Here is an 18,983-nt window from a genome sequence, read left to right on the forward strand (position 1 = left end):
TCGAGAACATGGTTCTCATCGAGGCGGAACAGCGTTCCCTGGCAGACGAACGGGTCGCCCGTCGCACCCAGCCCCACGCCGACGCCTATGCCGAGGAGCTCGCCGACCTCATACGGGCCGCGTTCACCGTCGTCGCCGAGACGGGAACACTCGATCCGCCGGTCCGCGAGATCCTGCGCACCGCTGGCCTGTCGAACCAGGCCTTCTACCGCCATGTCGACAGCAAGGACGAGCTCCTGCTCCTCATGCTCGACGAAGGTCGTCGATCCCTCGTGTCGTACCTCGAGCGCCGCATGGCGCCGTGCACGACGCCGCAGGACCGGCTCGACGTGTGGACCCGAGGGGTGCTCGCGCAGGCGAGCGATGCGGATGCCGCCCGCCGCACCCGGCCCTTCCTCGCCCAGGCCGATCGGCTGGCGGAGCTGTTCCCCGACGAGCAGCGCCGGTCGGAGGATCTCCTGATCCGCCAGGTCGCGGATGCGGGCGACACGGACGATGCCGGGGCCACCGCGATCTACGACCTCGCGTTCGGTGCGCTCGGGCGGGCCCTGCGCCGTGGCAACGCGCTCACCGGCGAGCAGCTCGACCGGCTCGTCCAACTCGTCCTTGCCGTCGCCGGCGAGACCACCATCGAGAGGAAAGTGTCATGACCGACGACCGCCAGTGGGGCGATGTGGGAACCACATTGCTGTTCGAGAACGAGCGGGTGCGGGTGTGGGAACTCCGACTCGAGCCGGGTCAACGGTCGGACCTGCACCATCACGAGACGGACTATGTGATGATCCAGCTGGAGGGCGACGAGGTGGCCGCCGAGTTCGAGCCGGACAGCGAGGACGCCTTCGGTGGGGCCACGATGCCCGATCGCACGATCGCCGGGCCGGTGAGCCCGGGCATGGTCGTGTGGGGCAGCGCGGGCGGCAAGGAGACCGCGATGAACGTGGGCACGGAGACCTTCCGCGAGATCGTCGTGGAACTCAAGGACCCGCCGTCATGACCGCCGCCGGCGAGCGCGAGGTGCTGCTCACGGGCATCGGCGGTCAGGGGGTGCAGCTCGCGGCCCGGGTGCTCGCCGAGGCCGCGATCCTCGACGGTCGGGAGGTGCAGCTCTTCGCCAGCTACGGCGGCATGATGCGGGGCGGCAACACCGATGCCACCGTCGTGATCGCCGACGAACCCGTCGACGCACCCCCGGTCGTCGCGAAGGCGTGGGCCGTGCTGGGCATCCATGCGGCCCACCTCGCCGACCCGCTCACCCGGCTCCGCGACGACGGCGTGCTGCTCCTCAACACGACCGTGGTCGACCCGGACGACATCGACACACCGGACGGCGTCACCCGTATCGAACACGCCATGTCCACGATCGCCCAGGAGGTCGGCAACCCCATGGCCGGCTCGCTGGTGGCGATCGGGGCGCTCGCCGCGGCGACGGGGATCGTCGGCGTCGACTCCCTCGCGTCGGCGATGGCCGAAGCGTTGCCGCCGTACCGTCGGCAGCACGTCGACTCGAGTGTCGCCGCGATACGGGCCGGCGCGGAGCTGGCGGCATGACCCTCACCCGCGGCACCGTCGTCATCGACCGCGAGGCGTGCAAGGGCTGCGACCTGTGCATCGACGCATGCCCGCCCCGAGTGCTCGAGATGACCACTACGACCGTCAACGAGCTGGGCCACCGGTTCCCGCTCCTGGTCGCGCCCGGATGCACGGGCTGCAAGGCGTGCAGCCAGATCTGTCCGGACTTCTGCTTCCAGGTCTACAAGTACGACACGCCTCGCGAGATCGAGGACCCCCGATGAGCCGTCGACTCGTGGAGGGCTCCGAGGCCATCGCCCACGCGATGGTCGGCGCCGGGTGTCGCTTCTTCGCCGGCTATCCGATGACCCCGTTCACGGAGATCCTCGAACGGATGGCCGAGCTGCTCCCGCCGGCCGGCGGCGTCTGCATGAACGCCGAATCCGAACTGGAGGCGATCGGGATGGCGTGGGGTGCCGCGGCGACGGGTGCCCGCGCCGCGACGGGGTCGACCGGCCAGGGGCTCGCGCTGATGCAGGAGTCCATCTCGGAACTCTGCACCGCCCGTATCCCCCTCGTCGTGATCGACATGGGCCGAGGCCAGGGCGACTATTTCCAGGCCACGAGGGGTGGCGGTCACGGTGACTATCGCACGCCGGTGCTCGCGCCGAGCACGGTGGCCGAGGCGGTGGATCTCGTCCCGGTCGCCTTCGATCTCGCCGACGAGTGGCGCAACCCGGTCCTGCTCTACGGCGACTATTACCTCGGCCACACCAGCCAGGCGGTCGAGTTGGCCGCGGCCGCCCCGGCGTCGGTCGACAAGCCGTGGGCCCTCGACGGCTCGACCGGCGGGTCCGGTCGGGCGAAGCTGCTCTCGCCGCTCGGCGCGGCGAAGCAGCGCGACGGCGTCGGCTACGACCTCGCCGAGCATCTCGAACGCGCCGGGGTCGCCACCCGCGAGATGGCCACGGGGATCGAGCCGATGGTCGACCGCGGCTACTGCGACGACGCCGACCTGGTCGTGGTCGCGTTCGGCACGATCGGCCGCTTCGTGCGCTGGGTCGTGAAGGAGCTGCGGGCCGAGGGGCACCGGGTCGGCTATGTGCGGCCGATCACGTTGTTCCCGTTCCCCGCCGAGGCGGTGGCGGCCGCAGCCACCGGAGCCCGCGGCGTCGCCGTCTACGAGAACAACCTCGGGCAGATGGTCGACGACGTCCGGCTCGCGGTCCTCGGCGCCTGCCCGGTGGAGTTCATCGGCGGGCTGTCCATGGACTCGTCGGGCTTCGGCGTCGGTCCCGAGATCGACGCCCCGAAGATCCGGGCCCGGATCCTCGATCATCTGGAGGCGATGGCGTGACCGAACACGAGCACGAAGAGATCGAGCACGAGCGAATCGAACACCGTGTCGTCCTGCGCACCGATGTCGCGCCCGATGATGCCACGCTCGTCGACGACTTCACGCCGGAGCTGGTCGACGTCGGCGCCCATCATCTCTGCCCGGGCTGTGGCGAGCCGATCGCGATCCGGTCGGCCGTCGAGTCCATCGCCGAACTGGGCGCGATCGAGCGGACGATCTCGGTCTTCGGGATCGGGTGCTACACGGCCTTCTCGAACAATCTCGACGTCGAGGTGCTCCAGGCGTTGCACGGTCGGGCGCCGTCACTGGCCACGGGCGTGAAGCGGATGCGACCTGATGCACTCGTCCTCACCGTGCAGGGCGACGGTGACATGGTGAACGAGGGTCTCCAGGAGGTGCTGCACGCGGCGGCCCGGGGCGAGCGGATCACGTGCGTCCTGCTGAACAACGGCGTGTTCGGCGAGACGGGCGGGCACATCACGTCCACGACCGTGCTCGGTCAGCGCACCAAGAACACCCTCGACGGCCGCGACGCCGAGCGCGACGGGCATCCGATCCTCATCAGCGACCTCGTGGCGTCGATGGGCGGTGCCGCCTACGTGGCCCGGGGCGCGGTGAACGATGCCGGCAACGTCGCGCGGACCCGACGCATGCTCACCGCCGCCTTCGAGTGCCAGGAGCGCGGCGACGGGTTCTCGTTCGTCGAGATCCTCACGATGTGCCCGACGGGTTGGTTCGTCGACACCCACGATGCGCCCGACTATCTCGCCGACGTGATCGCCGGCACCCACCAGGTCGGGGTCGTGAAGGACACGCGGGGCGAGGCCGCGTCGTGACCCAGCTCCTGGTCGCCGACGTGCTCCGCAACGCGGCCGTCGGTGCCCCCGAGCGCATGGCCGTCACGATCGGCGACGAGTCCCGTACCTTTGCCGAGCTGCTCGCCGCGGGGGAGCGGGTGGCCGGTGGACTCGCCGCGCACGGCATCGGCCCCGGCGACGTCGTGCTGCTCGGCGGGACCGTGTCGATCGACATGGCGGACGTCTTCGTCGGCTGCGCCCTGCTCGGCGCGGTGTTCGCACCGTTCGACCCGCGGCTGCCGGCCGAGACGCGGGATCACATCCGCACGGTTGCCCGCCCGGCCCTCGAAGTCGTCGCCGGAGACACCGACGGGTTGGCCGGGCCGATCCCGGCCCCACCGGAGATCGGCGAGCAGGATCCGCACGTCGTCTTCTTCACGTCCGGCACCAGCGGGCTGCCCAAGGGGGTCGTGATCTCCAACCGCGTCTCGGTGCTGCGGTCGCATCCCGGGTCCCAGCTCGAGCCCCGCGGGGTACTCGTCTGCCCGTATCCGCTGTTCCACATGGCGGGATGGACGATGGCGATGCAGCAGTGGCACGCCCGCGACGGGATCGTGTTCCTCGAGCGGGCCGATCCTGCCGACATCGTCCAGGCCGTGCGACACCACGACGCGGCCCGGCTCAACGCGATTCCCGGCGTGTGGCAACGGATCCTCGAACACCTCGGCGACGGCGCGCCGCTCACCTCGTTGCGCTTCGCCGACACGGGCACCTACGCCACGCCGACGGAGCTGCTCGCCGCCATCGCCACGGCGGCGCCGAATGCCCACGTCCGGGTGTTCTACGGGTCCACCGAGGTCGGCAACGTCACCGCACTGGATCACGGGGACATCCTCGAACGGGTCGGCAGTTGCGGACGTCCGAGCCCGCTCGTGGAGCTGCGGCTGAGCGACGAGGGCGAGATGCTCGTCCGCACGCCGGTCGCCTTCGACGGCTATCTCCACGACCCGGAGGCGACGGCTGCGGCCTTCGTCGACGGCTGGTTCCGCACCGGCGATGTCGCGGCGTTCGACGACGACGGCTTCGTGTCGATCGTCGGTCGGCTCGGGCAGCTGATCCGCACCGGCGGCGAGTCGGTGTCGCCCGCGCTGGTCGAGACGGCCTTCGTCGGTTCGCCCGGCCTCGCCGACGTCGCGGTCATCGGCCTTCCGGACCCCCAGTGGGGCGAGGTGGTGACGCTGTGTGTCGTCCCCGAGCCGGGCACCACGCCGACCTTGGACGGCCTGCTCGCCGACGTCGATCTCGCGCCCCACCAGCGCCCCCGCCAGCTCGCGATCGTCGACCGGATCCCCCGCACCGCCGCTACCGGCCAGGTCGACCGCGCCGCCCTCGCCGCCCTCGTCCCCGGAGAAAGTACGGGGGTCTGACCCCCGTACTTTCTCAAGCCGGCGGGGTTGCGGCCGAATGGGTCGTATGGCCCAGACGGTCGCGCCGGACGCGTTCGAACAGAAACTCGCGGAGATCGCCGAGCGGGAGGACGCCGAGCGGGCCCGCAGGGCGATGTGGCGGGCCCATCACCACGCCGACCAGTACGACCGGTGCGTGGTCATCGGCGGGAAGCACTGGTGTCGGCGCTGCCTGACCTTGTATCCGGTGACGGCGCTGTTCGCCGCCCTCAGCCTGGCCGGGATCGTGCTCTGGCCCGAATCGCTCGACCTCTGGTTCATCTGGCTTCCGTGCATCCCGGCGACGCTCGACTTCGTGCTCGAGCAACTCGGCGTGATCCGCTACTCGGCCCGTCGCCAGTTCCTCACCACCCTCCTGGTCGCGCCTGCGCTCGGCCGGGGGTTCGGCCTCGAGCTCGACGACTCGTGGTCGTGGGCGTTCTGGGGACCGATCCTGTGCTTCTGCACGATCTGGTTCGTCGCGGCCGTGATCGGCCACCGACGCTCGGCGGTTGCTTCGCCGGTGTGATTGGGCCAACCGGCCCTTGTCGGCGCCGGTCGGGGCGGCGACCATTTTCCGATGGCCTCCTACGCGGCAACCATCAACGTCGACGCCTCCCCCGAGGACGCGTTCGCCTACCTGCGTGACCCCGAGCATCGGATCGAGTGGGACCCGTCGGTGCGCCGCGTGTCGGATCGGGGCGACGGCAGCTACGCCGTCACCGTCGGGTTCTACGGCAAGGCGATCGACGCCGTGCAGACGGTCGAGTCGACCCGGGAGCCCGAGGAGATCGTGCTCACCACCAGCGGCAAGGTGAAGGGCCGCGAGGTCATCACGATCGCGCCCCGCGACGGCGGGTCGTCCGTGACGATCGAGTTGGACGTGCAGCTCAAGGGCATGGCCCGACTGCTCGACCGTGGTCTCCAGGTCGCCTTCGCCGGCATCGGCGACAACATCGCCACCGAGATGACCAAGCAGCTCAACCGCCAGCGAGGCTGAACGATCTCACGCGGTCGGGTCCGCGACCTGACCGATGAACAGCGTGGCACCTGACTCCCCGTCGATGATGCGGAAGAGGAACGGCCGGTCGAGTTCGACGTCGACGGGAGGACCTCCCGCGCTCGTGGGGAACGCGAGGACGACGGTTGCCGCCGCAGCCTCGGTGCCCTCCTCGTCCATGGCGAGGAACGTCTCGTGGATGACTCTGTCGATCACCAGCCGCGGGTCCGAAGCGATGCCGTTGAGTCCGCCGGAGGCATAGGGCGCATCGAGACCGAGCGCCATGAGGGCGTCGGACAGCTCCGTGTTCACGCGGGTCTCGAACCGGGGGACGACGAGTAGACTCCGACTGCTCGGGTGAGATTGCCAATCCGCGAAGACGGCATCGAGGTCCGCGGCGATCTCATCGAAGCGGCCCTCCTCCGGGAGCACGAACTGCACGGCGAACCCGCCCACATAGGACTTCTCCGCACCCACCCAGCCGTCGCCCTGCAGCGATCCGGAACTCTCTCCCGTCATCATCGGCACGGTGACGGTGCTGCCGTCGAAGCGGGTGAACGAGCCGTCCTCGGTCGCCTCCGCATCGAAGGTCTCGAGCCAGGATGCCTTGAAATACAGGGCGTTGACGAGCGCCAGCACGGTGGCCGGATCGATCACGCCGTCGGCGATGAGATCGGTGATCCGCTCGTTCGTCGCGTCGGCGACGAACTCGTTGATGGCGTGCCCGACGGCGTCGGGATCGGGTTCGAAGTCGACCTCGTTGAGCACGGGACCGTAGGCCCGGCCGATCGCCTCGAGGTAGGCCGGTTCGAAGGGATACCCGGTCTGCAGATACGCGGCGTTGGCGATGCGAGCGATCACTTCGCCGGGCTCGTCCCCGTCGTTTCCGGGCCACGGTTCTCGGTCTTCGATCGATGTCTCGAGGGCGCTCATCGACTGATGCCACCGCGTGGGATCGTCGATGCGCAGGAGCTCGTGGAGCTGCTCGACAGCAGCGCCGCTGGCGCCCGGCTCGAGCATCGCGAGGGCGATGGCGATGCTCGTGGGCGATGCGGCGACGTTGGCTTCAGGGCTGTCGGTCCGCAGCGCGCCGAGGAGGTCGAGGCCGAAGGCGCTGATTGCCTCGCCCGCGATCGCCGGATCGGTCGCGCTGTCGGCCCGATCTGCGACCGGGAGAACCATCGGGACGACGGGCTCACCGACTGAGGGTGGCGAGGTGCTCGTGGGCGCCGTCGTGGTCGGGTCGGGGTCGTTCGTGGTGCTGGCGTCATCGTCTCCGCACGCGGCGGCGACGACCGCACAGGTGACGATGGCCGCCAGGACTCGCAATGTCCGCCTCGACATGGACGGAACCGTAGCTGCTGCGTGTCGGGCGATCGCGTCGCCCACCGCGCCCGCCGGTCAGACGAGCGCGTCGTCCACCTTGGCCATCGCCTTGTCCTCCTCGACGTCGAGGGCGAACGCGAGCTCGGAGACGAGCACGTTGCGGGCCTTGGTGTAGAGCGACTTCTCACCGGCGGACAGACCCTTGGCCTGGTCCCGCAGGGCGAGGTTCCGGACGACCTCGGCCACCTGGTAGACGTCGCCCGACTTGAGCTTCTCCTGGTGGTTCTTGAACCGCCGCGACCAGTTGGCCGGCTCGCGGACGTCGCGCTTGGCGAGCACCTCGAAGAGGTCCTCGACGTCCTCGGTCGAGATCGGCCAGCGCATGCCGACTTCCTCGGCCTTGTCGACGGGAACGGCGAGGGTCATCTCGCCGTGCGCCATGCGCAGGACGAGATAGTCCTTCTCTTCACCGAACGCGGTGCGCTTCTCCTTCTTCTCGATCACCGCTGCGCCGTGATGCGGATACACGACGCGGTCACCGGGCTTGTACGTCAAGGGAGGTCTCCACTGCAGTTCGGCGAAACGTAGTCGTCTCGACGTGTCAAGGATGCCAGCTGTGGGCCCGTTCGCAAACGCGAGTCGCCTACGATCCCGCCCGATGGACGACACCGGACGCGACCGCACGGCATGGGTGTTGTGGGTCGGCGCATGGCTCGTGGTCGCCGCGTTCGTCGGCGGAGGTGCCGTCTTCATCGCCAACAGTCGGGTCCACGATCCGCCCCCGGTCGTCGCCGCCGTGGGCGCGGGCGACCGGACCCTCGTGGACGCGGTGATGCAGATCGACGGCCCACCGGCCCGCACGGTCGATCCCTACCGCGGCTACGGCACCTGGGTCGACGTGTTCGACTACGACCCGGCGTACAACCCGCCCACGGTGACGGCCGCCGACGTCGCCGAGATGGCCGACCTGGGCGTCGGCACGATCTACCTCCAGGCCGCCCGGCTCGACGACCGGACCCCCGAGGGCCTGGTCGACCCGTGGCTGCTCGCCGAACTGCTGTTGACCGCCCACGCGCAGGATGTGGACGTGGTCGCCTGGTACCTGCCGTTCTGGGACACGGTCGGCGACGACCTCGATCGGCTCGTGGCGATGCACGAGTTCACGGTGCTCGGCGAGCGCTTCGACGGGATCGGTGTCGACATCGAATGGATCGGCACCGCCCCCGGCGGTGAGGAGATCGACGACGCCACCCGCACCGAACGACTGCTCGCCCTGAGCGGCGATCTCCATGCCGTCGTCGGCGACGACCCGCTGGCCGCGATCGTGCCGCCGCCGGTGCAGATGGAGGTCGTCAACACGTCGTTCTGGCCGGGGTTCCCGTGGGCCGAGCTCGCGCCGTCCTACGACGTCTGGATGCCGATGAGCTACTGGTCGTTCCGCTCGGATCGCTCCGGCTACGGCGAGGGCTACACGTACCATGAGGAATCGACGCGCCGTCTCCGGGCGAACGTCGGCGACCCCGACGCCCTCGTGCACGGCATCGGCGGCATCGGCGGGCTCGACGGCGTGGACGACCCGCCGGATCCGCCGGAGCCGCTGGCGACGATCGACGAGATCGAGCGGTTCGTCGTCGCCCTGGAGGACACCGGGTCGATCGGCGGCTCCATCTACGACTGGCGGACGCTCGAGCCGGCGGTGCGCGAACGCCTCGCGGAGCTGCTGGGCTGACGGCGTCTGCGCACCGAGTGTCACACCCCCTGTGGATACTCGCCTCGTAGGATCAGCCAGTACCCCTCGGAGAGATCGCCGTGACCGAACGCAAGACCACCGCCACCACCGCATTCGGTGTCGGCAAACGCGAGAGCCACGACTCCACGTCGTTCTACGAGCGCTTCACCCCGCCCGAGATCAGCGCGGACGACACGGTCAACCCGATCCCGGACGGGATTGCGGCGATTCACAATCGCGACAGCCGCGAGATCGCCGACGTGCTGCCGGCGAACTCGGTGGCGCTGGTGGCCACCTCGCCGCCCTACTTCGTGGGAAAGGAGTACGAGCTCGCGATCACCGGCGATCCCGACACCCGCAGCTCCGTGCCGTCGGTGCCCACCTCCTACTTCGACTACCTCCAGATGCTGCGAGATGTGTTCGCGTCCTGTGTCGAGGTGCTGGAGCCGGGCGGCCGGATCGCGGTCAACGTCGCCAACCTCGGCCGCAAGCCCTACCGGAGCCTGAGCGCGGATGTGATCTCGATCCTGCAGGACGATCTGGGCCTGTTGCTGCGGGGCGAGATCATCTGGCAGAAGGCGGAGGGCGCCACGGGTTCGGTGGCGTGGGGGTCGTACCGCAAGGCGACCAACCCGGTGCTGCGTGATCTCACCGAGCGGGTGATCGTCGCCAGCAAGGGCCGCTTCGACCGGGCCCAGTCGAAGGGCCGCGAGTCCACCATGTCGGCCGACGACTTCATGGAGGCGACGCTCGACGTCTGGAAGATCAGTCCGGAGTCGGCTCGCCGGGTGCAGCATCCGGCCCCGTTCCCGGTCGAGCTGCCCCGCCGGCTCATCGATCTCTACACCTACGAGGGCGACGCGGTGCTCGATCCGTTCCTCGGGTCGGGCTCCACCCTGGTGGCCTCGGAACGCACGGGTCGCCGTGGCTTCGGGTTCGATCTCGATGCGGAGTACTGCGAGATCGCCGCGGCCCGCGTCGACGCCGAACGGGCCCGGCCCCGACTGCGCGCCGTCGAGGTGGTCGGTGAGGATCCGCTCTTCGAGACCCCGGGAGACGATGCGGATCGCCAGGAGTTCTTCCAGGCCCGCGCCACGAGCGAGGGCAAGAAGGCGGCCGACATCGCGGAGCGGGTGCTCGTCGAGGCCGGGTTCGAAGTGCTGAAGGCGCCCGTGAAGATCCCGAAGGTCGGCGTGCAGTTCAACTTCCTCGTCGCCGATCAGGACGGCGGACAGTTCTACGTCGACGTCTCGGGGGCCTTCACCACCGTGCGCCCGGGTCTGATGCGCACCGACACACTGTGGAAGACCCTCGGTCGGATCCATGTGTTGCGGGCCACCGACGAGCCCCAGAATCCGAGCCGGGTGCTCGTGCTCACCTCCAACCTGCCCAAGGCCAACAGCGAGGGCGACAAGGCGCTGCGCGCCGTCGGGCCGGATCAGGTGTTCGATGCGGTGGAGATGTTCGATGCCGCCGGCGTGGCTCGGTTGCGGGCCTACGCCGAGGGCGGTTCGGTGCTGCCGATCCCGGGCTACTGGACCGAGTCGGACGTGGAGCGGTTCGAAGACATGGCGAACCGGCCCTCGTAGTGGCCACGGTCGCCTACGCGGTCGTGCACACCGAGCCGCCGTCGATCTTTCTCGCCGACGACATCGAGTTGTTGCACCGGGTCCTCGCCCTCGAGGTCGTGGCCCGCACCGCGCCCGGGCTGCTCGGCCCCCATGCCCAGCCGATCCGTGATGCCCTGCTCGAGGAACGGTGGGGCGACGCGACGGTCGCCTGGATCCGCGCCACCGGCACCGGCATCGACGTCTACGACGGCAAGAGCGTCTACTCCGACGACGACCTGCCCGCCGACATGATCGGGGCCCAACTCCAGTTCACCCGGCTGTTCGCCGACGGCGGCCCCGATGGCTGACACCCGCACCGAGATCACCGAGATCGTCACCGGGCTCGGCCTGTTCGGGTTCCGCGACATCGAGCGGGCGCTCGCCGCGCGACCCCGGTTCATCGTGAACGTCGACGACGGGGTCTACGACCGGTTGGACGCCGCGTTCGAGTCGGGTTCGCACGAGCGGGTCTTCCGCACGGCCTACGAGAACGGCGCGGTTTTCGCCCGGGCCGACGACGGGCTCCGGGGCCGTCCGCCGTGGATCGTCGAGTGGAAGGGCCCTCACCGCCCGCCCGCCTACGAGCAGATCCCGGCGGACCTGCGGGTCGACCACGTCTACCTGATCAGCTGCAAGTACGGCTCGAACATCCTCCACAACGCCTCGCCCTGGCATGTGTTCGACCGGGCGCTCAGCGAGCGGGCCAAGCAGAGCGGCGACTGGTTCGCGAGCGTCGCGCCCGAGTCCTTCCAGGACTTCTACGCGACGGTCCGTGACCATGTCGGCGATCCGTCGCTCCCGGCCCGCGTGGCCGACCTCGATGCCGACCATCGCCTGCTCCTCAAGCAGGCGCTGAAGGGCCACTGGCCGGCCGCGCTGCGCACGGACTGGCAGCTCGTGGCGTTCGAGATCGCCCGGGCCAGCGCGGCCCGGCTGCTGCGCGCCGCCGGCGGTCGCCGGGAGCGTGAGGAGTTCCTGTGGCGGGTCCTGCGCCTGCAGGCGGCGCCCTATTTCGTGCTCGGGGCCGGGCTCGACGACGAGCCGCTCCGCTACCGGGTGGGCACCCCGTGGGACTTCCGCAACCAGTTCGAGCTGCGCAGCTTCGACATGTGGGGCGAGCACGCAGGCCAACCCACGGTCCGATGGCGCGCCGATCTGGTTGCCACCGATGGCTCCGAGCGAGTGATCGAGGGCCATGTCGAGGTGCGGTGGAGCCACGGCAAGTTCGCCGGGGTCCCCGAGGCGAAGATCTATCTCGACACCCCGCACCACGAGGTGGCCGGCTACGAACCGATCGACGCGGCGGGCAGGTAGTCGATCCCGCGGGTCCATTGCGCCCGCCGACCGACCAGGGCCCGGGCGAGGTGGGCGTCGCTGGCCACATAGGCACGGCGGTCGTCGGCGCTCAGCTCGTGGATGCGTTCCCGGTCGACCTCGACCACGGGGAGCCCCACGAAGCGGGCCAGCGGCTTGAGCCCACACGGCAGGTGCAGGCTCGCTCCCACATCGGCCCGGTAGAGCTGGTAGCCGTCGACGTGGGCGTGGCGATGCCAGCGGGCCCGGTAGGCGCCGGCGTGGCCGTTGAGCGGATCATGGTGCCCGGGGATGGCCGGATCGAGGACGAGCTGGAGCCCGAGATCCACGCCGATCACCCGGGCGCGATCGGCGAGGAACGGCAGGTCGAAGCTCGCGCCGTTCCAGGTGATCAACACACCGGGGGCGAGGCCCGCGAGCAGCTGGTCCAGCTCGGCGAGGAGGGTCGGCTCGTCGCCGTCGAGCACGACCTCGAAGTCGGCGCCCGTGACCGCGACGGCGACGACGGACGCGACGGTGGGATCGAGACCATCAAGGGTGGTGTCGGTTTCGATGTCGAGGCCGTAGGTCGGCGAGGGAGGCGGTGGTGTCGTCGCGATGTCGCGATCGTACGCACGCGCGCTGACACTCAGCCGACGATCTCCACGACGAACAGCGTCGGCCAGAGCTTTCCGCCGAGCACCAGCGTCCCGTCCCCCGGATCGGCGATGCCGTTGAGCACCGCCGTGGTGTCCGGCGATGCGATCTCGTCGGCCAGGGCCGCGGCGTCGATGGTGGCCCCGACGACGCCGGTCGCCGGGTCGATCACGACGATCTCGTCGGACCACCACACGTTGGCCGCCACCCGGTCGCCGATGCATTCGAGCTCGTTCAGCAGTCCGACCGGCTCGCCGTCGCGGCGCACGGTGACGGTGGCGAGTGGGGCGAAGGTCTCACTGTCGCGACGGGTGAGTGTGGCGGACCCGTCGGACATCCAGAAGTCGGCGCCGTCGTGGCACAGCCCCCACCCCTCACCCTCGTAGGCGAACTCGCCGACCGGCGCGAGCTCGGCGTCCCAGCGGAGCGCCACACCGCTCTGCCAGGTCAGCTGCACGGCGATACCGTCCCGGACGGCCACGCCCTCGCCGAAGTGCTCGTCGAGGTTGTCGACCTGCACCAGGATCTCGCCTGTCGTGGGGTCGAGGAGGCGGAGCGACGACGCGCCCCGTCGGCCCGTGCTCTCGAGGAGACCCGCGTCCGTGAACTCGAGGCCCTGGGTGAACGCCGTCGGGTCGTGCGGGACGCGGTCGACGACACGAACGGTCCACTCCTGATGGGCGTCGCCGAGGGGTGCCGGCCACGGGCTCGTCAGGCCGGTCTCGACGGATTCCTGCGTCGGCGTCGGGGTCGGCCCCGAGGACGTGGGGACCGGGGCGGTCCCGTCGTCGCCACCGCACGACGCCACGAGCAGCGCCATCGCGACAACCCCGACCGTCCTCCGCATGGCGATCATGGTTGCAGGTGGTTCACCACGAACGGTGGCGAGCATTCAAGTTCGGGGGAATCCGCCGATGAAGGACACGTGGCAACTTCCTCCGACGTCCCCGTCACCACCGACGACGAACCCTCGCTGACCGGCATCCGGATCGCCGCCGCGCTCGGCCTGGTGGGCGGCATCGCGGCAGTGGCCGTGGCCTTCACCATCACGTGGTGGTTCGGATTGATCGCCCTCTTCCTCGCCCCGGCGATCCCGATGGGGTTCGTGCTGGCGACCGAGGCCGCGCGACGAGGCCACTGATCAGGCGAGGGTGCCGCCGTCCACCCGCAGCACCTCGCCGTTGATGTGCGCGGCCTCGGGCGCGGCGAGGAAGCAGACCGCGGCGGCCACCGTCTCGGGCCCGCGGAACTCGTCGAGTGGTGAGATCCGGTCGAACAGCGAGAAGTCGACGTCGTCGGGCAGCTCGAGGCCGCCGACCATCGGCGTCGTGATGCCACCCGGAGCCACGGCGTTCACCCGGACCCCGCGCCGTGCGTACTCCATCGCCAGGGTGCGGGTCATGGCGAGAACCCCGCCCTTGCTCGCGCTGTAGGCCGTCATCCACGGATGACCGGACAGCGCCGATGTCGATGACGCCATCACGATCGATCCCTTCGAGTCGACGAGCGAAGGAAGGGCGCGACGGGTTGTGTAGAAGACGCCGGTGAGGTTGACCGCGATGATGCGTTCCCACTGCTCGTCGGGCACCTGATCCGAGTGCGCCGCGGCGAGGATTCCGGCGATGTTGCACAGCACATCGAGCCGCCCGTACGTGTCGATCGCGGCGTCGATCGGCGCCTCGGCCCCGGCCCGTTCGGAGACGTCCGACTCCACGGCGACGGCCTGGCCGCCCGCGGCCCGAATCTCGTCGACGACGTCGTGCACGCCCTCGCTGATGTCGGCCGCGACCACTCCGGCACCTTCGGCACCGAGCCGGGTCGCCGTCGCCCGTCCGATGCCGGACGCTGCGCCCGTCACGACCGCGATCCTGCCGTCGAATCGGCCCGGGTGGGCGGGGAGTTCGTTGTCGTCCACGCTGCTCATCGGGAGCAAATCTGACAGATGGATGTCACCCGCAGCGAACCGACGGGGGCTGAATGGGTCGCGGGGACCGTTTCGCGACGTCGGGGCATGGGTCGAACGGATCGAACTCGGCGAGGTGGTCAGTTCGCCGGTGACCACCGCCGAAGAAACGGACGTGCGCACCGAGCGGCGGAATCGCCATGCATCGTGGGCCGCGCGGGCTCGCGCGGGACTGACCCGGACCATCGTCGTACCCGCCGCGGTCGGGTACGTGGTCACTGGCATCGCCGCCGTCGTCACCCACGAATCAGCCGTGCTGTACACCGGCCTCGCCGTCACCATCGCCATGGCGTTCGCGGTCTCGGTGCAGCGCTACTTCTCCGCCACGAGCGACGCCCGCCTGCGGGAGATGGAACACCGGGCGTCGCACGACGAGCTGACCGGCCTGCTCGCCCGCGACGAGCTGCGGGCCCGGCTCGAGATCGCCCTGCGCAGCGCCTATCGCCACGACCGCGTCGTCGGCGTGCTCTTCCTCGATCTCGACGGCTTCAAGGCGATCAACGACTCGATGGGTCACGAGGCGGGCGACGCCCTGTTGCGCGGGTTCGGTGAACGGCTCCGGGCGTCCGTGCGGGGTGAGGATCTGGTCGGGCGGTGGGGTGGTGACGAGTTCGTCGTCGTCACGCTGGGGCTCGAGCGCGAGTCCGCCGTACGCGAGGTCGCCGAGAACGTGCGGTGTGCCTTCGAGGAGCCGATCGGTCTCGATGACGGCGCGATCCTCATGACGCCCAGCATCGGTGTGGCGGTCGGGTCGCGGGTCAGCCCCGCATCGCCCGACGATCTGTTGAGCAACGCCGATCAGGCCATGTACCGGGCGAAGAAGCGCAAGCTCGGCGTCGGCGTCTACGGCGAACACGAGCGCCGTGAGGGGTTGGACCGCCGGGAGGTCCAGCAGGCTCTCGTCCCGGCTCTCGCGGATGGCCAGTTTCAGGTGTACTACCAGTCGATCGTGTCGAGTTCGACCGAGGAGGTCGTGGGACTCGAGGGACTCGTCCGGTGGCAGCATCCGGTGCACGGCGTGCTCGGACCCGATCGATTCCTCACCGTTGCGGAGGAAGCCGGACTGCTCGGCCGACTCGGCGAGGTCGTCATGCGTGAGGCGGTCGCGCAGACGTCGGTCTGGAACCACCTCTACGGTCCTGGCCGCTCCACCCGCGTGGCGGTCAACCTCGCGGAACGTCAGCTCGTGGACCCCGCGTTCGTCGATCGGGTCGGCGAGATCCTCGGTTGGGCCGGCGTGGACGCCGCCCAGCTCGATCTCGAAGTCGGCGAGGAGCTGCTCCTGCGGCGGGTCGACGATGCCAACCGCACGCTCCACCGTCTCGCCGAGATCGGTTGTCGGATCGTGATCGACGACTTCGGCACCTCGCAGGGCGCGTTCAGCCGGATCCGCGATCTCGACCTCGTGCGGGCGGTCAAGATCGACCGTTCGATCGTGGACGGCCTGCTGCGCGACAGCGTCTCACGCGCCGTCGTGGAGGCGACTGTGTCGATGGCCCGGGCGCTCGACATCGACGTGATCGCCGAGGGAGTCGAGACCGCGGATCAACGCAATGCCGTCGAAGAACTCGGCATCGACCTGATGCAGGGCTTCCTGTTCCACCAGCCCCTGCCCGCGTCGGACTTCGAGCAGATGACGGCGGACGCACTCAACGAGGCGCAACCGTCACGTCGCTGACGGCGACCAGCCGCCCATCGGCGAGGTCCTCGATCCGGACGCGGACGAACGGCAAGGGGTCGTCGCGCACGACCTCGCCGGTGACGCCGACCGGGCCATCACCGATCTGTTCGAGATAGTGGATCTGGAGGTCGACGGCGCTGCCGCCACCGCACGCGGACGCGGCCGCCGCGTCCGCCGCGAGGGCGAGCACACCGCCGTTGACGGTGCCGAAGCTGTTGCGGACGTAGTCCCCCTTGTCGAAGCGCAGCTGACCCGGACCGACCGGCGTGAAGCCGCACAGCTCGTCGATCGGGTCGGCGATCGGTCGCCCACCGTCGATCGCGTGGTGGACGGTCTCGTCGCCCACCGCCTCGTCCATGGTCGCCGCCGTCGCCGAGCCCGGAATCCGGGCGAACGCCATCCGGCCGACGGCGCAGAGGGACCGATGGTCGTCGACGATGCGCGCATCCACGACGATCGAGCGCGCGCCGACCCGCAGGGGGGTGCAGGTGACCTCGACCTCGCCCCGCTCGATCGGCCGTACGACATGGACGCCGAGATCGGAGGTGGCGATCCAATCGGGCCGGATCGAGGCGAGCGCGATGGCCGCGCCGGTCACGTCGACCATGGTGGCCAGGACGCCGACCCGGACGCCTCGGTCGTCGAGCAGTCCCGGAGTCACGTCGATCCGGTTGGACGCCCGGTCGTGTGTGCGCTCCCCGCGAAACGCGAGATCGCGCAGCAGGTGCCGCTCGGGGGGATAGGTCACCGGTCGTCGTCGTCCGGGTCGAGCAGTCGGTCCTCGAGGTCCTCGAAGTCGCTCGCCCGCATGCTGGGCTGATCGGGCACGTCGATGCCGCAGCCGAAGCCGATGACCTGACGGGACTGCTCCAGGCCCGGGGCGGGGCGGGTGAGCAGCTGCTGGAGCTTCTCCTTGTCGCCCTCGACGATGATGCGGGACGTGTTGAAGTCGAACGGTGCGGCCGTCTCGAGATAGTCCTCGTAGTAGGTGACGACGGCGCTCATCTCGGCGCGGGCGGCGCCGGTCGACAGTGCCTCCGCCTGCTGCCAGAAGATGAGAGCGAGCTCCGCGACCGGGCCGGGGCCGGCATCGGACGGGAGCAGGGCGACCTCGTCGACGAAGACCCGGGCCTGGGCGCAGATCTCGAAGTTGCGGGCGTCCTGGTCGATCGTTGTGGCGGGGGGCACGGTGGTCGTGGTGGTGGTGGTCGTCGTGGTCGACGTGAGGTCGAGTTCCTCCACGGGTCGGTTCTCGATCCACGACCACGCGGACGCGATGCCGATCGCGACCAGTACGACGGCCAGCAGGCCACGGAGTTCAGTCCACCACACGACCTACAGTGTGGCGGGCAGACCGACCGCTCCCGACGCGGCCAGCGATTCGACGTCGTCGGCGCGGCCGAGCGACGCCAGGATCTCCTCGGTGTGCTCGCCGAGACCGGGGGCGAGGCTGCGCGCCTCCCACGGCGTGCCGTGGAAGTCGCACGGCGTCGCGATCATCATCGTGCCGGTCGCGCCGTCGGGAACCTCGATGAGCGCTCCCGACGCGTGGAACTGGGGATCCGCGAGCAGATCGTCCGGCGAGTTCACCGGCGCCCAGAAGAAGTCGGGCTCGGTGTCGAAGATCTCGATCCACTCGTCGAGCGGCTTGGTCACGAAGATCTCGTCGAGGGAGCGGATCAGCTCCTGACCGTTCATCGCGCGGTCCATCGCGGTCGCCCACCGGGGATCGTCGATCCATTCCGGATGGCCGACGACGCGAGCCATCGGGGGCCAGTGGCGGTCGGCTTCCAGGCCGACCACCCAGAACCGTCGGCCATCGGCGGCGACATAGTTGTTGGTCGACGGGTTGTGCATCGTCTCGCGCTTGCCGGTTCCGAGGGTGATGCCCCAGCCGACCGTCACCGACAGGTCGAAGCTGATCGTGAACACGCCTTCGCGGAACAGCGACGTGGACACGAGTTGGCCCTCACCCGTGCGTTCACGGTTGAAGAGCGCCGCGCTGATCATGGCCGCGCCCGCGAGACCGGCGTTGTGGTCACCCATCCCTCCCCGCTGGAACGGTGGGTCCTCGCCCTCCGGAGCGAGCAGGTGGGCGATGCCGGACCGGGCCCAGAACGCGGCGATGTCGTAGCCGGCCTTGTCGCGGTCCGGCCCCTCGAGTCCGAAGCCGGTGATCGCGGCGTACACCAGTCGGGGATGGGCGGCCAGGAGGCTGTCGGGATCGAGGCCGAGGCGGTCGAGTCCGGCCAGGCGTACGTTGGTGACGAACACGTCGGCGTCGGCGATGAGTTCCTTGGCGATCGCGAGCCCGTCGTCGGTCGACAGATCGAGCGCGATCGAGCGCTTCGATCGATTGTCCATCTCGAAGACCGGGTTCGTGGGCATGTCGCTGCCGAGCATGCGCTGGAACGTGCGCGCCGGATCGCCCGTGAGCGGTTCGATCTTGATGACGTCCGCCCCCCAATCCGACAGGATGCCGCCCGCCGCGGGGCCGGCGACCCACACGCCGATCTCGACGACCTTCACACCTTCGAGTGGTCCGGGCATGGCTGCGTCTCCTCGGTCGCCGGATGCCTCGTGGTGTAGCACCTGGATCCGGCACCGTGCCATCGT

23 protein-coding genes are annotated in these 18,983 nt (G+C 69.8%); 15 read left to right on the forward strand and 8 right to left on the reverse strand.

The features are described from left to right. Positions 1-8: 8 nt before the first annotated feature. From R8F63_03045 to R8F63_03085, 9 genes are read left to right on the forward strand one after another with little or no spacing between them, the layout of a single operon-like run. Entirely contained in the window at positions 9-650 is a 642-nt protein-coding gene (locus tag R8F63_03045) for a TetR family transcriptional regulator (protein ID MDW3217566.1), read from the forward strand. After that, positions 647-994: a hypothetical protein gene (locus R8F63_03050; protein ID MDW3217567.1), complete on the forward strand. Its 348-nt coding sequence runs from the start codon at positions 647-649 to the stop codon at positions 992-994. Before R8F63_03045 ends, R8F63_03050 begins: the two co-directional genes overlap by 4 nt. After that, positions 991-1,548, forward strand: coding sequence for a 2-oxoacid:acceptor oxidoreductase family protein (locus R8F63_03055; protein ID MDW3217568.1), 558 nt, complete (start codon positions 991-993; stop codon positions 1,546-1,548). Before R8F63_03050 ends, R8F63_03055 begins: the two co-directional genes overlap by 4 nt. Continuing rightward, on the forward strand, positions 1,545-1,793 hold the full coding sequence (locus R8F63_03060) for a 4Fe-4S dicluster domain-containing protein (GenBank protein MDW3217569.1): 249 nt from the start codon (positions 1,545-1,547) through the stop codon (positions 1,791-1,793). The genes R8F63_03055 and R8F63_03060 overlap by 4 nt, the downstream gene beginning before the upstream one ends. Continuing rightward, positions 1,790-2,866, forward strand: coding sequence for a hypothetical protein (locus R8F63_03065; GenBank protein ID MDW3217570.1), 1,077 nt, complete (start codon positions 1,790-1,792; stop codon positions 2,864-2,866). The genes R8F63_03060 and R8F63_03065 overlap by 4 nt, the downstream gene beginning before the upstream one ends. Then, positions 2,863-3,702 (forward strand): thiamine pyrophosphate-dependent enzyme, encoded by an 840-nt coding sequence (locus R8F63_03070; GenBank protein ID MDW3217571.1) that lies wholly within the window; start codon positions 2,863-2,865, stop codon positions 3,700-3,702. The genes R8F63_03065 and R8F63_03070 overlap by 4 nt, the downstream gene beginning before the upstream one ends. Further along, positions 3,699-5,090, forward strand: coding sequence for an AMP-binding protein (locus R8F63_03075; protein MDW3217572.1), 1,392 nt, complete (start codon positions 3,699-3,701; stop codon positions 5,088-5,090). The genes R8F63_03070 and R8F63_03075 overlap by 4 nt, the downstream gene beginning before the upstream one ends. A gap of 46 nt (positions 5,091-5,136) precedes the next feature. Then, a complete protein-coding gene (locus R8F63_03080; protein MDW3217573.1) occupies positions 5,137-5,637 on the forward strand; it encodes a hypothetical protein in 501 nt (166 codons plus the stop codon). A 51-nt stretch (positions 5,638-5,688) separates the two neighbouring features. Next, positions 5,689-6,108 carry an SRPBCC family protein gene (locus R8F63_03085; protein MDW3217574.1) on the forward strand — a complete coding sequence of 140 codons (420 nt, stop codon included), beginning with the start codon at positions 5,689-5,691 and terminating at the stop codon, positions 6,106-6,108. Positions 6,109-6,114: 6 nt separating this feature from the next. Here the strand turns inward: R8F63_03085 and R8F63_03090 are convergent, their stop codons facing one another. Beyond that, positions 6,115-7,452: a serpin family protein gene (locus R8F63_03090; GenBank protein ID MDW3217575.1), complete on the reverse strand. Its 1,338-nt coding sequence runs from the start codon at positions 7,450-7,452 to the stop codon at positions 6,115-6,117. A gap of 57 nt (positions 7,453-7,509) precedes the next feature. Continuing rightward, positions 7,510-7,989, reverse strand: a complete 480-nt coding sequence (locus R8F63_03095; protein ID MDW3217576.1) for a CarD family transcriptional regulator — start codon at positions 7,987-7,989, stop codon at positions 7,510-7,512. Positions 7,990-8,092: 103 nt separating this feature from the next. Here R8F63_03095 and R8F63_03100 point away from each other — a divergent pair, with 103 nt between their 5' ends. The 4 genes from R8F63_03100 (at position 8,093) to R8F63_03115 (ending at position 12,087) form a co-directional block, all read left to right on the forward strand. Next, positions 8,093-9,163, forward strand: a complete 1,071-nt coding sequence (locus R8F63_03100; protein ID MDW3217577.1) for a hypothetical protein — start codon at positions 8,093-8,095, stop codon at positions 9,161-9,163. A gap of 80 nt (positions 9,164-9,243) precedes the next feature. Further along, complete coding sequence (locus R8F63_03105; protein MDW3217578.1) at positions 9,244-10,752, forward strand: site-specific DNA-methyltransferase; 1,509 nt, start codon at positions 9,244-9,246, stop codon at positions 10,750-10,752. Beyond that, entirely contained in the window at positions 10,752-11,081 is a 330-nt protein-coding gene (locus tag R8F63_03110) for a hypothetical protein (GenBank protein ID MDW3217579.1), read from the forward strand. Before R8F63_03105 ends, R8F63_03110 begins: the two co-directional genes overlap by 1 nt. Further along, positions 11,074-12,087, forward strand: a complete 1,014-nt coding sequence (locus tag R8F63_03115) for a hypothetical protein (GenBank protein MDW3217580.1) — start codon at positions 11,074-11,076, stop codon at positions 12,085-12,087. The genes R8F63_03110 and R8F63_03115 overlap by 8 nt, the downstream gene beginning before the upstream one ends. Here the strand turns inward: R8F63_03115 and R8F63_03120 are convergent. Next, on the reverse strand, positions 12,057-12,554 hold the full coding sequence (locus tag R8F63_03120) for a 3'-5' exonuclease (GenBank protein ID MDW3217581.1): 498 nt from the start codon (positions 12,552-12,554) through the stop codon (positions 12,057-12,059). The genes R8F63_03115 and R8F63_03120 overlap by 31 nt on opposite strands. A gap of 161 nt (positions 12,555-12,715) precedes the next feature. Then, positions 12,716-13,570 (reverse strand): glutaminyl-peptide cyclotransferase, encoded by an 855-nt coding sequence (locus R8F63_03125; GenBank protein MDW3217582.1) that lies wholly within the window; start codon positions 13,568-13,570, stop codon positions 12,716-12,718. A gap of 78 nt (positions 13,571-13,648) precedes the next feature. Between R8F63_03125 and R8F63_03130 the strand changes: the two genes are divergently transcribed. After that, positions 13,649-13,864 (forward strand): hypothetical protein, encoded by a 216-nt coding sequence (locus R8F63_03130; protein ID MDW3217583.1) that lies wholly within the window; start codon positions 13,649-13,651, stop codon positions 13,862-13,864. On the opposite strand, the gene R8F63_03135 is transcribed toward R8F63_03130, so the two are convergent. Beyond that, a complete protein-coding gene (locus R8F63_03135) occupies positions 13,865-14,647 on the reverse strand; it encodes an SDR family NAD(P)-dependent oxidoreductase (protein ID MDW3217584.1) in 783 nt (260 codons plus the stop codon). 130 nt (positions 14,648-14,777) lie between these two features. Between R8F63_03135 and R8F63_03140 the strand changes: the two genes are divergently transcribed. After that, positions 14,778-16,364 carry a bifunctional diguanylate cyclase/phosphodiesterase gene (locus R8F63_03140; GenBank protein MDW3217585.1) on the forward strand — a complete coding sequence of 529 codons (1,587 nt, stop codon included), beginning with the start codon at positions 14,778-14,780 and terminating at the stop codon, positions 16,362-16,364. Here R8F63_03140 and R8F63_03145 read toward each other — a convergent pair. From R8F63_03145 to R8F63_03155, 3 genes are read right to left on the reverse strand one after another with little or no spacing between them, the layout of a single operon-like run. Beyond that, the gene (locus R8F63_03145) at positions 16,336-17,115 is read right to left on the reverse strand and encodes a hotdog fold thioesterase (protein ID MDW3217586.1); all 780 of its coding nucleotides are present in this window, start codon (positions 17,113-17,115) and stop codon (positions 16,336-16,338) included. The two genes, R8F63_03140 and R8F63_03145, sit on opposite strands and share 29 nt — an antisense overlap. Further along, entirely contained in the window at positions 17,112-17,699 is a 588-nt protein-coding gene (locus tag R8F63_03150; GenBank protein MDW3217587.1) for a hypothetical protein, read from the reverse strand. The genes R8F63_03145 and R8F63_03150 overlap by 4 nt, the downstream gene beginning before the upstream one ends. 3 nt (positions 17,700-17,702) lie before the next feature. Further along, entirely contained in the window at positions 17,703-18,917 is a 1,215-nt protein-coding gene (locus R8F63_03155; protein ID MDW3217588.1) for a CoA transferase, read from the reverse strand. Positions 18,918-18,983 lie beyond the last annotated feature (66 nt).

Source organism: Acidimicrobiales bacterium (genome assembly GCA_033344915.1).
Taxonomy (GTDB): Bacteria; Actinomycetota; Acidimicrobiia; order Acidimicrobiales; family Aldehydirespiratoraceae; genus JAJRXC01.